Origin of the sequence: Sphingobacterium multivorum (assembly GCF_039511225.1) — a bacterium.
Taxonomy (GTDB): Bacteria; Bacteroidota; Bacteroidia; order Sphingobacteriales; family Sphingobacteriaceae; genus Sphingobacterium.
The window spans coordinates 4075233-4091080 of sequence record NZ_CP154261.1; the positions used below are offsets into that span (position 1 = coordinate 4075233).

Consider the following 15848-nt stretch of genomic DNA (forward strand, 5'->3'; position numbering starts at 1 on the left):
ATTTAAGCTTAATATCCTTTAGCTCTTCTCAATGTTGTTAAGAGTTTCTTATCCGAGCCATCTTTATTTAAACGATACAAATTCCAGCGATCTTTATCCAATTCCTCCAGTCTGAAGCTTTGTGTAGGATCAACCAATTGTTTTTTCACCCAGCTTGGGAAAGCACTCGCTGCACGGGCATTTTCCCAGGTACGAATCACCTTGAAAATAGCGTCTTTCTGTGGACAGCTCTCTACCTGTTTTTGATTCAGCTTTAGGCTATAGGTCGATCCGGTACCTACGGACATTGCCTGGATATGTTCGTACTCTTCTACAGTGGACTTTTCGGTAATCGGAAAATTTCCGCCCATTCCTACGGGGAAGAAATTGGCCTGACAGACATCTCTTAAATCTTTCCCCTGACTTGTTGCGCTACCCCACTCCCGTGTCTCGGCATCATATAGATTTTTACCGCCACCTACATTCCATATACTTTGGTAATGCCATGAGCCTTCAGACAAAGTTGCACCTGTAAAACGAATGTCAGCTAGCCTATGCTGTTTCGCCCGATCAAACATTTTACGGAAAAAACGTTTTGCCGAATAATAGCCATGCCCATTGTTAAACAAGAATTCCTGTCCATCAAAATCGTAATATCCCAAACCATTTATGGCACAGACATCGGCATAGTAAGCCGCAATTTCATCCTGCAACTGCATATTCGGAATTAAGCCATCATAACCGTAGTTGATGGTTACCTGCAATTTATAGAGTGTATCTAAAGCCTGATGAGCTGTCGCCTTGCTATCCCAGTAACCACGTTTTACATTCAGCAGACGATACGGCTTCGTGTCACTCACCCCGAGATAATGAATCAGTTCCTTACCAATTTTAATTATATTTAAACTCTTGACGTGCCCTTCCCAGCTGCCGATTTCCTCCAAATGCGTCGGGTCATCAACATAAATTAGTGTATCCGTGGGATTGATTGCCTTAGCTAGCAAACGTTTTTGCTGATACCAAATACTGTCACTTGGAACGGGACTCGCATCTTTTGTACCCGGAGCCAAGGCATTTGTGATCGGTGTACGACCGATAACCAAATTGTGCTTGGCTGCCAACGCTGCATATTCCTTATGAGAAAGCGCTTTACCATCGGAGAACTTCAGGGGTTTACGTTCGAAGTTTTTACCGTCAATATAACCCGCATTACCGCGATCAGGCCGTAAAAATCCTTGATCGTATAAACTGATTGCCTTGAATCCAAGTCGGTCTGCATAAGCGATCATATTGTCGTATAGATTTCCTTCTGTCAGCACATCCGGTACAAAAGCCGCTGGATCTTTAATCCATTTTCCATTAACGGTTGGATGTGGTAAACCTTCTTTCAGGACAATATCCTGTACCACATCTAGCAAGGCCGTACTATCTGGGCTACCCCAAAATGCAATGGAAGAGCCGATGTAGTCAACTCCAGGTAAGGGTTGAACCTGCAGATGGTTGGGTTTATTAGAAGGCATATTGGGAATTAACGAATAATAAACTTCCCGCGGGCTTCTGCGATCCCGAGATTGATAAGTAATTGAAATTCGTCCATTTTTATCGACCTCAGCTGCATTCCCATACATAATCCTGTAGTAGGGTTCTTTGTGCGCATAAAAAGCGACATCGCTGATACCGTTGCCCCCCAATGTGAAAACCTGTCCTTCATGCAGATCATTTGGTAAGGGAAAACGTGACGCATCTGGTGAGTGGATAATATATTGGAAAGGAGCCGCGTCACCTTGAATATCTGCGGTACCGCCCAACGTATTGTCGTTTAACGCCAGCATGCCTATTGCATAATTGACAGCTTCACTTGTATCACGGCTCACACCAATGATCTCACCCAATAAATTCGTGATGTTTGTATGATACGAACCCCACTGTATGGCTTCAATTTCCTTCGAATTTGTCAGTGAAAGGAGCTTCATCTTAAAGTACTTTGCCTGCGGCAAGATACTGATGCGTGCTGTAGAACCGTTGGGATAGCGCAAGGTCATGATTTTATCCGTAGCGGAATAATTTGCTTGTTCTGGATAGCTGTATACCCTTTTCTTTGCATTATACAGAACCATCAAAGGAGAAGGTTTATCTGCCGGGCTAAATTCCCGGTTCGATTTCTTTGTAATATTCTGCATGCTCGTGATATAACCTTTTTGGTCAACAACGATCTTAAAATAATTGGTTTTTAATGTTGTTTGGCTATACCCCATTGTTGACAAAGCTGTCAACCCAAGAAATAACAAGCTAGTTTTTAAAAATTTCATTTGTTTTAGATTTTAACATAGTATACCTTTTGCATCCGCACTATAGCACAACTACGACTGTATCGCCTGCTTTAATATTGACCTTTTTATTCCAGTCCCAAAAGGCATTCTCACCTAAAGGTCGAGCTGCTTCAGCGGCATCCTCCGCCAGTATGCTCACATTTGCATCGTAAGCGGTTGGATTATGAAGTGTTACAGCGAGTCCCTGACTGGTTTTCTTGACAGTTTTAACTAGAATATGATCAAAAGCATAGGCTGTTGCTTTGTCCTTGCGGACATAAACGCCCGGTATTTCCAAGGCCATCAGTGCTCCATTTGTTTCGTTCCAGCCTGTTTTACCGCCATCCCCACGTGAGCCTCGACTATCAGCATCGCAATAAGTCAAACGCTCAGTGATCTTACCATTGGGTTGAATGCCTTCGGCATGTGCGTGGATCACATCGCGTATCAGATCAGCATACAAGCTTGTACCGGTTTCCCGAAAGAGTTTAAATAAAACATCACCAGACTGTGTACAGAATCCTGGCGCCCCGTGTTTATTTTGTGTACTCGCCCAAACTGCCCCCGTTAGATTAGCCCCCAATTTTGCTAAGGCTGTATTTTCGGGCAGCTGATAAGGAAAAGACACTGTCCATGAAGCTGTATAATTGGCTAAGTTTTTTGCTTGCTCGAGGTACTTACGATCGCCAGTTTGTTCAAAAAGAGTCATCAGCGAAGTCGTTAACGCTATTGCGGTCTCTGAGTCTGCATTTTGCAAAATATCACCACAGGCACCTGAAGTAAAACCTACTAGTGCAAACTCGTCATAATACTTTTTGGCGGCCTCTTTTGCCACAGCAAGGTAATGATCATGATGAAAATAAGAAGCTGCTAAAGTCAGCCCTGCAACGGCCATGGCCCCACCTGTCGTGTTATAAGCCGCAATTTTACCCGATTCAATCGCTAGGTAATTCCCCCAAGTTCCCTCTTCCTGCCAGGTTTTCACGAAGGCATCTGCAAGTTGTTTGACTTTATTTTCCCATGTACTATCGATCAGAGCAGATTTACCCTGCTTTTTCAACAGCATAAACTGCTTGACCATCCAGTATAGCACATCGGCATTTTTACGGGTCAAACCGATCCCTGGATTTAGCTTTGCTCCATCACGATAAATGACCCGACCGTCTGCGCCAAGCACATCGTAATAATAGCTACTTGCTCCACGGCCTCGCGGTAAAGCAAAATTGAAGGTATGGCTTACCCTGTCAAAATGCACTTTATCTGCCATAGCAAGCATAGGATACGTATTGATCAATCCGCCAACCCAGCCGTAGGACATCCAATCGGCATTTTCGGGACAGTAAAACCCAATATTGTCTTTTGTATAATAACGTTCATCAATATTTTTTGCCATACGTGTAAAAACCTCACTCATGGGCATCAGATTGCGGGGCGCAGTTTCCTTGACATGAAGTTTTCGTTCTTGCATAAAGTGTGCATAGAGTTGCGGCACATCCATTGCTGGAAACACAATTCTTGTCACACGAATCTGTAATTCATCACCTGGAACGACACTTATCCCACGATCAGGACTTTCACTAAAGCCAATAAATTCAGGTTTCCGAGACCGTACACCAGGAGCACTGACGACAAAACTGGCCAAGCGCCGATCTCTACTTTCTTCGATAATGAGTGCATGATCTTTCACCTCATTTTTCCAGGTTATTCCCTGATCGGTAAACAGGAAAACACCCTGCTGTTGCTTTCTGTCCAAGTAAGCCATCAAGGGTGTACTGGTATTGCTGATATTAACTTCCAGCTGGGAATTGGCCCCAAATTCGGGTGAAAGCTGTGGAATCGGATTGGAGGTAAGCGCTAAATCTTTTCGATAATAATCCGTTTTGTCCAAACCCGTTGCATATTCCCGGTTAACGATGCGTTGACGATTGCCATTATAAACAACCGCAGGAATCATCACAAAATTGTCACTCGACCAATTATAAGCATCAAAAGCGACTGCTACCCCAACATCCTTCATCGCTCTTTTCGCCTTAAAGGTAAATCGGTAGGTCACCTCATTCGCTCCCTTTTTTTGCAAAACCTCCTGCTTGACGTCCCAATTATCCGAACGCCCTTCTATTGTCGAACTGTGTACCAATTTTGCTCCTTCATATTGGCAATCCAGCAATCTGAACAGCACATTTTTATCCCGCTTTTGGGGGAGCCAGTCTTGCGAAAAACTATTTAGCGCTAATGCACAGAGTAGAAAACTTCCTACTATCTTTTTCATTCGTCTATTATTTTTACTTTTCTTTCAATCTTACCGAAGAGTTGGACCGTATACACGGCCCAACTTTCACCACTTTAACACTAAATTACACTATAAATAAACCAACTTATTATTTTAAAGGATCAAAGTTCCACCTTACTCCGAATTCTGTTCAATTTTTGAATTTCCTTTCATTCTTCTTTCTAACGGTTCCCACATTTACAAAGGTAAACTTGATTATTATGCATCGCTATTCGTCATAATTGATGGCAGGAATAAATTTCAATATAATAAATAGGGATAACCACCAATAATTTGCCCTATTGTGATGTTTTTTTGCATTAAATATTTTACAAGCAAGATTTTCAAATTTTACACTTTCATATTTTTTTTCTTATCTTTAACTGAGTAATGCAACCGGTTGCTATTATACATTAATTTTCACCATCATTATCCTAATACTATGATGCAGCATATTTATGAAAACTTTACTTTCCCACCAGATCAATCATTTACGGTCCGTAGTGAAGAACTGGAGATCAAAAAATACACTTCTTTAAAGTCGCATCTTAACTTTGAGATTGCTTTATTGGAAAACTGCATGGGAAAACGGTTTATAGGAGACCATATTGAAGATTTTGAAGGTGACGAATTGGTTTTATTGGGTAGTTACCTACCGCATTGTTGGCAATATTACAATACCATTGATAGAGATAAACCAGCTAAAGCCTCCATCGTCCACTTTTATCCTGATTTTCTAGGGAAAGATCTGCTAACCAAGCCTGAAGCAATCCTGCTCAATCAATTGTTTATCAATGCTGCAAAAGGTGTCTTATTTTCTGGTCCCATTGTTAGAGAGGCGAAAGAAATCCTTAACCAGATGTTGTCTACTTCAGGGTTGTCTCGTGCTGTATTGATGTTACAACTTTTGGATAAATTGGCCTTATCAAGTTCATACAGGACTTTATCCTCACCATCGTTCAATATTATCGAAAATTCAAATGATGCCAATCGGATCAACCGGGTTTTCGACTACATATTCAAACATTTTAGAGAGGATATTACACTACAGGATGTCGCTTCAATTGTACCCATGTCTTCATCTGCCTTTTGCCGATTCTTCAAAATGCAAACCAATAGAACCTTGGTGGATTTTATCAAGGAAATACGTATTGGTCATGCAGCCAAATTATTATTGGAAGGAAAATACAATATCACAGAGACCTGTTTCAAAAGCGGTTACAATAACATTTCCAATTTCAACAAGCATTTTAAAGACGTAAAAGGCAGTTCGCCTCGTGACTTTCTAAAGCAGTATCGGACCCCCGAGGCTAGTTGTGTTTAAACTCATAAAAAAGCTTCGTTTCGGCCCATTTTTGTCCTGCTTCCGTTCCGCGCACACCTTGTTGGTAGGCATTCATACGTACATTCCATTCTGCACATTTTGGACTGTAAGCCTCGGCTTCTTTACCCATTTTATCGAGATCGGCTCCTATCGGAACCCTAACCGTCATAACAATTAATTTATCAAACCGATACAATGCAATCTGCTGATAACCTGCTTTTTTAAACCCGGCCTCAACCTCAGGCCATACCCGATCGTGATAGGCCAGGTATTCCTTTAGTTTTTCTGGATTGTCTACAATATTGACCACAAATACATGCTCTTCATAATCTGGTAAATGGGAGGGTGCTTTCTCCCCTTTACACATCACAAATAGCACCGAACTACATAGTATTAGCAGGCGAACAAGCAATTTCATCTTTATTTTCGTTTAATTTTTCATTAAATGAGCTATATGCTATTGAATCATCCCATCGCTATGCCTAATCATTGACTGATGAAATTATTGATGGATGACGTCAATTAAAATAAATATAGATCATGATCATAACGATCGCCAATCCTGCCCAGGTCAGCCAAACTGATCGAGATTGACCAGACTCGCAACTAGGCGTTCGGTCAAACAGGGTCGGTATTTCCGAATGCTCCTTGGATTTAGTCAGGAAAGACACGGCGACAACGACCACGCTCAAGGCTACAAAAATATAAAAAGAAAGCATTAAAAAATGAGGCCAGTACCCTTGATAAGGATAATTCATTACATGGCAAATACCCAGTATCAAACAGATCAAACCGCCACCATATAGCACAACCTCTGCGGCCGTACTATTGATTCCGCGCCAGATGACTCCCCACAGAAAGACCACCGCCAATGGTGGAGCAAGAATCGAAACTAAACCCTGTGTGAGATCAAAAAATCCTTTTCCGGAATAAGAAAACAGCATCGCGATCGCAATACCTGCCAATGCGACTAAGACAGTCACCCATTTCCCCATCCGCCTTTGCTGATTACTATCCAGTACTTTAAACTGCTGGACAACATCCAATGTAAACACCGCACAGAATGAGTTTAAACTCGATGATACGGTATCCACGAGCGACGCAATCAATGCCGCAATACTTAATCCCAGTAGACCGTGAGGCATCAATTGTTTGATCATGGTAATATAGGCATTGTCTGGTGCGGTATCTTTGAACAATACAAAGCACATGATGCCGGGCAGAATAAATATAATCGGCATAATAATCTTAAGTGCCCCAATAAATAAGGCACCATATTGTCCTTCTTTTAAATCTTTCGCTGCCAGCACCTTCTGTACGATCGTCTGATCGGCACACCAATAATATATGGCCACTACAGGGTATCCCAAAACAATACCTACCCACGAATATTCGGGATTGGAAGCCGGCAAAAATAACTTCCAGTACGACGCTGGTGTCTGACTGATCAACGTTTCGAGCTGGCCGATCTTTTGAAAGCCCAAGAAGGTCAGTATAATCGACGATATGATAATGATTACAGACTGGAAAACCCCGGTACGAACCACAGCCTTCAATCCTCCAATTGCCGTAAAACTGGTTGCGATGGCACCGATTATTAAGATTGCTGTAAACAACTGACAACCAAATATCCCTGATATAAGCAATCCTCCAGCATACAAGGCACTCCCCAGCCAAACAACCAAAATGGAAATAAGGCTATACACGATCAGGAAATTGTATGATCTTTTACCGAAGCGAATCAATAGAAACTGGGGAATTGTACTAATCTTGGCTTTCAGATAATAAGGCAAGAACACCATAGCCAACAGCATCAAAAAGATCCAAGCCAACAATTCGAAGTTGCTGGCGACTATCCCATGAGAAAAACCAATACTTGCAAATCCGATCAACATCGTGGGTCCAGCATTGGCACCAAAAATGGAAAAACCAATCTGCCACCATTTCAGAGAACGCCCACCAAGAAATATGTCCTGCTGATTTTTCTCTCTCCTGGAAAAACGAAACCCCACATACAAAAGAACCAACGCGTATGCTATTAAAACCAAATAGTCAATGTAATTAAATGTTAAGTTCATGATCAGGTTTGTTTTTTCTGTATTACATACTAACCAGCGGATTATATCCAGGAACATCTGCTTTCATCCAGACCTGTTCCCTTATTATTTTATTTTCTTTCAAACAATACTCCCAATTGATCCGAACAGGTAATCCTTCTGATTCAGGTAAATGAAAATGTCCTTTTTCCAATGATGGTTTAATCAAGAAATACTTTTCTAAACCATACATCAAGGAATATAGGTACTCGATCATCCCCCTTTCACTGGCCGTAGTCATTAAAAAGCTCGAATATAAAGAATAACCACCAGAAGAAAGCTGCAAATTGCGACTGGTACATAAATCTCGTACTTCCATCCATTCCTTTATTCCCCCGAATTGTGTCGGAACAGGCTGTAAGTGTTTTACTCCACAGTTGGCCAACATGGGAAATATCTTGGATGTGCGCTCGGATTCACCATAAGCAACTGGAACGGTTGTCCGCTTACAAAGCTCTTCAATTTGATCATATGCCGCAGAATGTATCGGTTCCTCGAGCCAGGCTAATTCTTTTTCACCAATGGCATCCAGAAATCTAAACACTTGTTCGCAAGACCAGATCTGATTGACATCCACAGCGATCTGCATATCTTTTCCCGCCAGTTTGCGTACATGTTTCACACGTTCAATATCGGTAGCTATATTTGTCCCAAAATCTTTTCCGATCTTCATCTTATAGCAGTCCACTCCAGCATTCAAAAAGAGTGCGACTTCCTTTTCCAATTCTTGCAGCGTATAATTGGTGCCGCCGCCACTTCCATAAATCTTCACGGTGTTGCGATTTCCGCCAATATAACGGTACAAAGGCAGTCCACTTCGTTTAGCCGCCAGATCGTGTAAAGCCATATCGACCTGCCCTAGTAGCGCCGACGCCGCCCCCTTGAAGCCTTCATTTCGAATGGACCAATACAGCTTAGGAAAAAATTCCTGATAAGACATGCCTTCGCAATGAAATAATATCGGAAATAGGCAGGTCTCCAAAATATTGGTATAACTATTATACACGGGTGCTTCACCGACAAACCCCTCGGCATCTTCAATACGGATGATCGATAGACCAAAGCTCGGAAAAGGTCCCATGGTTGCGTCCTGGAAAGGAGTTATTGTTGCGACGGGTGCCAACACCCGGATACTGATTTTTTGGATATTAAAGGTTTCCAGATCTATACTATTCATCTATTATCATTAACGTGTGGAGGATTTCGTTATAAATATCTTTTGGCAATATGCCTTGGTTGATTGCGTTGAGAGAACGATGCAGTTCGCGCTGATTGGCGGCGCCTATGACCATTTTAAAGGGAGCATCAATATTCAATAAAAATTGTAAAGCTAATACATCCAGCGATAGGTTATATCGTTCCGCAATAGACTGTATTCGTTTTGCCTGTTCAACCGTCAGCACATCCAACCACTCGGGCACTAGCAGGGAAAAATCTTGAAATTTACGTCCCAATAGCCCCATATTTAGCGGGCTCGCGGCATAGTATTCCATTCCCTTCTGCTCACAGATTGGGATAGAGCTATGAAGTGCCGCTATGTTACATGCGTTTAATGTATTGTATTCCATAAGCACATCGAATTGTCCTTCGATCAGGTATGGCATAAACCAGCTTGGAGGGTTCCCTCCTATTCCAATCTTTTTGGCCAGCCCTTGCTCCTTAAAACACTGCATATCCGAGACCACTCGCCCCACAATATCAGCCGTCAAGACAGCAGGTTCATGCAAAAACAGCACATCTACTTGCGCCAACCCCAATGTCTTTAAACTCTCCTCCACACTTCGCTGCATACCAGCAGTGGAATAATCATACCGCGCTTCGGTTGCCACATAGCTTTTTAATCGTCCTACTTTCGTACTAATGGCCGGTTTTGTACCATTCCATTGCAATAAAGCCTGTCCCACAAAGTATTCCGCATCGCCGTAAGCTGCGGCCGTATCTAATGCACAGATTCCATAGGATAAAGCCTCATGTATAGCTTGAATGGACTCCTCGGGTTCTACGGCTCCCCAAACACCACCCAAGCCTGCAGTGCCCAATATTATTTTATCTATTCCCGGATTGTGCATTTTATTTCAGTCAAAATTTATAGCATCTAAATTACTAAGAAGCAACCATATAATCTTTAAGATTAATGGTCAATACCTTAAGTGCTTTTGTGATATGATACTCCACACCTTTAAGCGAAATCCCCAGTTGCTCGGCGATATCTTTACCACTGATATATTGCTGTCGACTCAACTCAAATACCGCCCGTGTCTTTAAGGGCATTGCATCGAGTGTCTGCTGCGTTATTGTCTTAATTTCCTGGAGGAAAACCCGCTCTTCATTGATTTCGCTTAAGCTGTCTATACGAAGCTGCAATTCCCATTCATCCCAGTTATCCAGGGGTTCGATCAATTGTCTATGGATCCGCTGGTGTTTCAAATAATCCAGCGCTTTATTTTTTATAACCCGTAAAAGAAAGCACTTAGGAGACAAGAGCGTCTCCGCTTGCATCCGTTCCCAAGTTGCTAATAACGCATCGGCGGTGATATCCTCCGCTACGGCATCAATATGGACAAAAGACTTTGCGAATAGAAAAGACCGCTGGTGATATTCTTTAAATAATTGATCAAAATGTTGTGCTATCTGCTTCATTACATAACTAAGGCCATAGGAAATATAAAATCCCATTTATTTATGTAAAGTTTCAAATATGCCAGCTATACAACTAGGTCAAATTTGACCATTATTGGTGTTTTATTTGCAGGTGCAAATCACAGCTTATCATATTATTTGACGATTCAATTAAAAATTCTCAAATAGACTAGCGTAGCGGACGGTTTTATGCTTTGGCAGCAATTCGGGGATTGTATATGCCTGATCGATTTTTAGGCGAGTTGGTGCGGTCTCTGTCGGCTCGAAAATCCGAATTTAGTCAAGGTCCAGCATACTTATGCGCCCAAAGGTTTAAAATAATCATTCAAGTGGTCTTACGAGAATAGTATTTTTATCAATACAACAAAGGACAGATTTAAAAACTGTCCTTTGTGATAGAATTGTAAACAGTACAGCATTAGCTTAGTTATTTTCAGCGAATCGCGTTACAGGACATATACGATACTTGAAAGCTCTGTTGTCGTGGTTAAAGGAAATCGTATTCTTGAATGGATGTGTATTGATTGTCTCAATCACCTGCCCATTTTTATCTACAGCTTCTACGTCTAATCCAATAGTGCCAGAAAAACCTAAAAGTTTACAGTCAATATCCACTTTTTCCAGGTTCGTCACTGGAATAACCTCCCAACCAAATTTTTCTTTTTTTACCATATAGCAACCTTTTCCTCCCAAAGGTTCAGTCACTATTTCTCCGTTGGTATTCAAATAATACAATTCATTCGAATAGACTTTATCAATCCGTTTACTTTCCTTTGCTTCCTTATTCAGTGCAGAGACAGCGAAAAGATTCTCATTTGGAGAATAAGCTAAAACGCCATACTTTGGTAAGCAATAGGTGCGTCCACCAACTTCAACCGTCCATTCGCTATCCGAAAAGTTGCTATAGAGTTCAAGTTTGGTACCATAAGTTACTTTGAGCTTAGGTGACTTAATCAGATCTTTTTTAACAGCCTCAGAAGAGCTTAAAAATTGTCCATTGTCAAAATAAGCGATATCCTTTACCGGTTCCATGATGTATTTTTCCTGAAAAGGTTGCATAAATGCATAGCGCATCACGGCATCAGCCCCCTCGGAAAGCATACCGATACTACCGAAAGCATACGCATAGGCCAAATATTCGTATCCAGATACATTGGCAATAGCGTCCATTTCCAGTGGATTTATTTTTAGCAGCTGAAAATCAGGAAATATAGGGAGGCTACGGTCTACCCAGGCATAATTTCCATCCAATAGGCCGGCGTAAAAGAAGTGAACACCTCCTTCTGAATACACAGGGCCTTGATAAGCTCTTCTTTCATTTAATAAGGTCATCCCAATATAGTCAATAGTAGACCGAAACTTGCCTGCTCCAGGTACGCGATAATCATAGTCGACTCGATCCATCGGCGAAATACAAGTAGCAACATCACAGTAGGAAAAATTGGTTCCAAAGGTCTTATGTATCTGTGGTGCCAGGATGGCTTGCTGCTCATACCCTACGGCAGGTTTGGGTGCATAGTTTCGACACCAGGCCGGTCCCCAACCAAAATCTTTATGGCTGATACGAACCCAATCTTCATTCCAGAGGGCATTGACAGGTGCTAAATCCATGTAATTGGTATAGAGCCCTATTCGCCAGTCCTGCTGTTGAACAAACTTTACAAAATCCCGAATTTTCTTCACCCCTAATGTTGGATTCGGTTTAGTCCGAAAAGTAAAGCTTTCCCCCCCTTCACGCCAAAACTCTTCATGATAACGTATACTAACATGCTCCAGTCCCTTACTACGCAGGTCAGTCACAAAATCAGCCAGTTTAACCAAGTCACTTCCGCCATTAATAGCCCATAATCGATTCGCTTGATTGGAACGCATTGGCGATGCCGGGTTATCAATTGTCGGAAATACTTCCTGTACATCGGGTGAGACATTATAAAATAAACGTTCACGCACAGGATTCCGCTTTTTATTATTGAGTGGATAATATCTGGCGCCACCGTTATATGCCGCCAAGCCGCCTTCAATTCCTTTCTGACCAGCATAAAGCACCGAAGCATTACTATAATACCAATCAAACATAGTAAAGAAAAATAGATTATCAACAGCCAATAAACTAGGTCGATCGGCAGTATACGAATCATTTGCAAAAGGATTGTAAGACAGAAAAGGAATATCTACCAATTTTCCCGCACTGGCTTTATCTGTCCTCCCCAATCGAATTTCTGCTACTCGCCCCTGCGCTGCCAATTCTTCAATAGTAACAATAAAGGATTTCTGATTAATTTCATATTTACACAAAAATTTAACCTCCCCCTCTTTGGATCGAGCCCGGTAACGAACCTGTAACTGATTGTTAGCGATCGTTTGATCCAACACTGTCCAAGCTACTTTATTCTCGTATTCAAAAATGAGGTCTGCACCGGCATTGATCACCTTCGTTTGATCTCCTGAAATCAGGTTAATTTCAGCCATCGGTGAGGTAGGTACCATCTTATAATCCAACATAGCATCTTTACCGGTATACGAAAAGATATAGGTATTCCCTTCTTTACGTAGGGTATTGCTAAACTCCTTTGTTTTATTGGTCGGTAAGATCGTCTCTTTCCTCACAGGGAAAGGTAACTTTTCAGGTAGGGTTTTGTACTTGACGGGTTTTAAAATTTCCTGGTAACCGTAAAGTGGTCCAAGAAAAATGTTATTTTCCTGATTTGGCTGCGTGCCATCGCCCTTAAATTCCAAACCAACTAAGGTAATTGGCCGTGCAATACTGTCATTTAACTTAATATGATTTAAAAACCAATATTTATAATTCATATTTCGCCACAACCACTCTTGCATAAAAGGAATGACAATTTCCTTTCCTTTTGCATCTTTTACAATCGCTGCATGCGTCATTGCAGGACCACTGTTTTCCCATAACCAATGATCACCATAATTCCAGAAGTTGATGCAATCCCATTCTTTTTTAAAAACAATAGGCTGGGTCAATTCTACACGAAATCCTGCAGATTTATTTGACGTTTTGTACAAAACCTTACCACTATGCTGACCGATGACACGCTGTTCCTCTGTCCGATATAGCGCCGCTTGAGTGTTATACGTCCGTACTTTCCACCTGCTGCAATCTTCGAAATCCACAAGCGGTTGGCGTACTTCCGTTCGCCCTTCCATCTCATAAGGATACCCTCCTATTTTCTTCTGATGCGGGTCGCTATTCAGCCCTTTAACTTCCTCTTGGGACCAGCTGACTTGCTGCGAAATTACGTTGTTAAGGTTCCAAATTAGAAAGAAGACTAAACATACTATTCTGTCAATTTTTACTATTGCTCTCATAGATAATCGATATTTTTTTAAAAGATAGCGTTGAAAATCCAACGCTATCTCGAGCTATTATTTACTGAATAACCGGATTAAAATCGCCATTATCCCAACCAGTATTCTGTTTAAGTTTCGGGTTCTTTTTGATCCAATCTTGTTTTAATGGCGCAAAATAGTTCCGTTCCGGAACAGCTATTTTAGCATCAGGATTAACATCGATTTTATCTTGTTTGAACTGAAAGATCGTTTTTAAAACTTCATCAGCTTTTGCATTAGGGCTGGAAAGATAAATATTCAATTGTTTCATAATATCACTGGTAGACATATCTGCGGTTATTCCAATCTTCAATGCTACAGCAGCAGCCTTATCCAGGTAAGGACCATAGGCATGAAAAGTACCATAACTATCGAGCTCCGCAAACATCCTTCTTCTGCGCAGATCCATAAAACGCTTGCCTTCATAAGCGAATTCTATTAATCGTTCTGCCATGATTGCTTTCAAGGTACTCGCATAATTTGCACCTACATCCTCTCCAAAACCAAAACGCCCATCTGTACCGGCCACAATACCAACACGATCGCGAATAGGTGTCAATAAGGACAATACCGTACCTCTCTTGCTATCCAATTCATTAGCGGCCTCTGCTAGGTTCATCAATACCTCGGTATAACGCAGCACCGGCCAATCAAATGCCTGTTGGGACCAAACGGTTTGATTTAATGTCGTATCGATAGCCTTACGTGAATAAAACCCACTATTATTGTAGCCATTTCCAAGGTAACCATCCTCGTTAACACTATTGAATATCCACTGATGCCGAGTTTTATCATTTCCTATTCCATAGGTAGCCCCATTATAAACAATCGTTGTATAAAATCTAGGGTCACGATTTTTCCAAAACAGGGTAGCCTGATAGCCCGAACTCGGATCCTGAATATCTTTACCATTTTTCATTGGAAACGCCTTTACCAATTCCCAAGTAGGTTCATTTCCGCCTGCCGAGCCACTGGATGTTGATAGGGGACGTTGGCTCTGTTGATGTCCATTTGATTTAGCAGGATACTTATATTCTACGAAAATAATATTTTCCGTTGCCGCTCCCGGTTTATCATACCAATAATTATCCATTGTATTTGCTGCATTTGTTCGATAAAGACCATATCCTTCTTTATCCAGCTCTACTTTTGCATCATTTAGGGCCTTATAAGCATCTTCCCAATAGTTATTATTTTTGACCTTGCAGAACAAAGGACTCGCTTTCCACAACAACACTTCACCTTTATAAGCCATTGCTGCAGCTTTGTTGATTCGACTGTTCTCATAGCTTGCTGTACCTTTTACCGGGAGCGAGGCAATTGCTTGATCCAATTCGCTAACGATAAAATCGAAACACTCCTTTGTTGAGTTTCTTGATTTTTGCAGTGTTTCCAAGTCGTCAGTTGGATTCAATACGTCCGTAATAATAGGTACTCCACCCATGACCTTCACCATTTTAAAATACAGCATGGCCCGAAAGAAATGTGCTTGACCAGTCATGTAGGCCTTTTCTTCAGCAGTTAGCCCCGCGTTTGATGATTCAATATTTTGTAAAAAAACATTAATGGAACGTAGTGAAGCATAAGGCCATTCACGACCTGGGTAGTCATCACTGCTCGCATTAATCCCTCTTAAAACGCTTGAAAGTGTTTTGGAAGCTGCTTCTTCCGTTAAATCCGACATCTGGTTCCAAGCAGGTAATATTTTATAGAAGTCGTTCACATAATATTTAATAAAATCAGGATTGCTCCACATATTTTCAGGTGTAATCGCACCAATACGATCAACATCCAATGTGTCTTTACATCCCGCTAAGGAAAATAATACGGCACATAGAAAACCACCTATTTTAATTTGTTGAAATTTCATACTTATTTGA

General features: G+C 41.4%; 10 protein-coding genes. 1 reads left to right on the top strand and 9 read right to left on the bottom strand.

What is annotated here, in order from left to right; translation table 11 throughout:
• Window positions 1-8: 8 nt before the first annotated feature.
• Together AAH582_RS17135 and AAH582_RS17140 are read right to left on the bottom strand one after the other, a co-directional pair.
• Entirely contained in the window at window positions 9-2288 is a 2280-nt protein-coding gene (locus AAH582_RS17135; protein WP_343319027.1) for a hypothetical protein, read from the bottom strand.
• Between the two features lie 40 nt (window positions 2289-2328).
• Window positions 2329-4557, bottom strand: a complete 2229-nt coding sequence (locus AAH582_RS17140; protein ID WP_343319029.1) for a hypothetical protein — start codon at window positions 4555-4557, stop codon at window positions 2329-2331.
• Window positions 4558-4999: 442 nt separating this feature from the next.
• On the opposite strand from AAH582_RS17140, the gene AAH582_RS17145 reads away from it, so the two are divergent.
• On the top strand, window positions 5000-5881 hold the full coding sequence (locus tag AAH582_RS17145; protein WP_053003845.1) for an AraC family transcriptional regulator: 882 nt from the start codon (window positions 5000-5002) through the stop codon (window positions 5879-5881).
• On the opposite strand, the gene AAH582_RS17150 is transcribed toward AAH582_RS17145, so the two are convergent.
• From AAH582_RS17150 to AAH582_RS17180, 7 genes are all read right to left on the bottom strand, one after another.
• A complete protein-coding gene (locus AAH582_RS17150; RefSeq protein WP_084823247.1) occupies window positions 5868-6299 on the bottom strand; it encodes an L-rhamnose mutarotase in 432 nt (143 codons plus the stop codon). The genes AAH582_RS17145 and AAH582_RS17150 overlap by 14 nt on opposite strands.
• 100 nt (window positions 6300-6399) lie before the next feature.
• Entirely contained in the window at window positions 6400-7959 is a 1560-nt protein-coding gene (locus AAH582_RS17155) for an SLC5 family protein (RefSeq protein WP_343319032.1), read from the bottom strand.
• Between the two features lie 22 nt (window positions 7960-7981).
• Window positions 7982-9154, bottom strand: a complete 1173-nt coding sequence (locus AAH582_RS17160; protein ID WP_046675335.1) for an enolase C-terminal domain-like protein — start codon at window positions 9152-9154, stop codon at window positions 7982-7984.
• A complete protein-coding gene (locus AAH582_RS17165; protein ID WP_343319035.1) occupies window positions 9147-10046 on the bottom strand; it encodes an aldo/keto reductase in 900 nt (299 codons plus the stop codon). The genes AAH582_RS17160 and AAH582_RS17165 overlap by 8 nt, the downstream gene beginning before the upstream one ends.
• A 34-nt stretch (window positions 10047-10080) precedes the next feature.
• The gene (locus tag AAH582_RS17170; RefSeq protein WP_343319037.1) at window positions 10081-10653 is read right to left on the bottom strand and encodes an RNA polymerase sigma-70 factor; all 573 of its coding nucleotides are present in this window, start codon (window positions 10651-10653) and stop codon (window positions 10081-10083) included.
• Between the two features lie 387 nt (window positions 10654-11040).
• Window positions 11041-13947, bottom strand: a complete 2907-nt coding sequence (locus AAH582_RS17175) for a hypothetical protein (protein WP_343319039.1) — start codon at window positions 13945-13947, stop codon at window positions 11041-11043.
• 61 nt (window positions 13948-14008) lie between these two features.
• Window positions 14009-15838 carry a RagB/SusD family nutrient uptake outer membrane protein gene (locus AAH582_RS17180; RefSeq protein WP_343319040.1) on the bottom strand — a complete coding sequence of 610 codons (1830 nt, stop codon included), beginning with the start codon at window positions 15836-15838 and terminating at the stop codon, window positions 14009-14011.
• Between the last annotated feature and the right edge of the window lie 10 nt (window positions 15839-15848).

Coding starts and splice junctions, on each gene's coding strand:
- AAH582_RS17135 (WP_343319027.1), bottom strand. CDS start 2,288: ATGAAATTTTTAAAAACTAGCTTGTTATTTCTTGGGTTGACAGCTTTG.
- AAH582_RS17140 (WP_343319029.1), bottom strand. CDS start 4,557: ATGAAAAAGATAGTAGGAAGTTTTCTACTCTGTGCATTAGCGCTAAAT.
- AAH582_RS17145 (WP_053003845.1), top strand. CDS start 5,000: ATGATGCAGCATATTTATGAAAACTTTACTTTCCCACCAGATCAATCA.
- AAH582_RS17150 (WP_084823247.1), bottom strand. CDS start 6,299: ATGAAATTGCTTGTTCGCCTGCTAATACTATGTAGTTCGGTGCTATTT.
- AAH582_RS17155 (WP_343319032.1), bottom strand. CDS start 7,959: ATGAACTTAACATTTAATTACATTGACTATTTGGTTTTAATAGCATAC.
- AAH582_RS17160 (WP_046675335.1), bottom strand. CDS start 9,154: ATGAATAGTATAGATCTGGAAACCTTTAATATCCAAAAAATCAGTATC.
- AAH582_RS17165 (WP_343319035.1), bottom strand. CDS start 10,046: ATGCACAATCCGGGAATAGATAAAATAATATTGGGCACTGCAGGCTTG.
- AAH582_RS17170 (WP_343319037.1), bottom strand. CDS start 10,653: ATGGGATTTTATATTTCCTATGGCCTTAGTTATGTAATGAAGCAGATA.
- AAH582_RS17175 (WP_343319039.1), bottom strand. CDS start 13,947: ATGAGAGCAATAGTAAAAATTGACAGAATAGTATGTTTAGTCTTCTTT.
- AAH582_RS17180 (WP_343319040.1), bottom strand. CDS start 15,838: ATGAAATTTCAACAAATTAAAATAGGTGGTTTTCTATGTGCCGTATTA.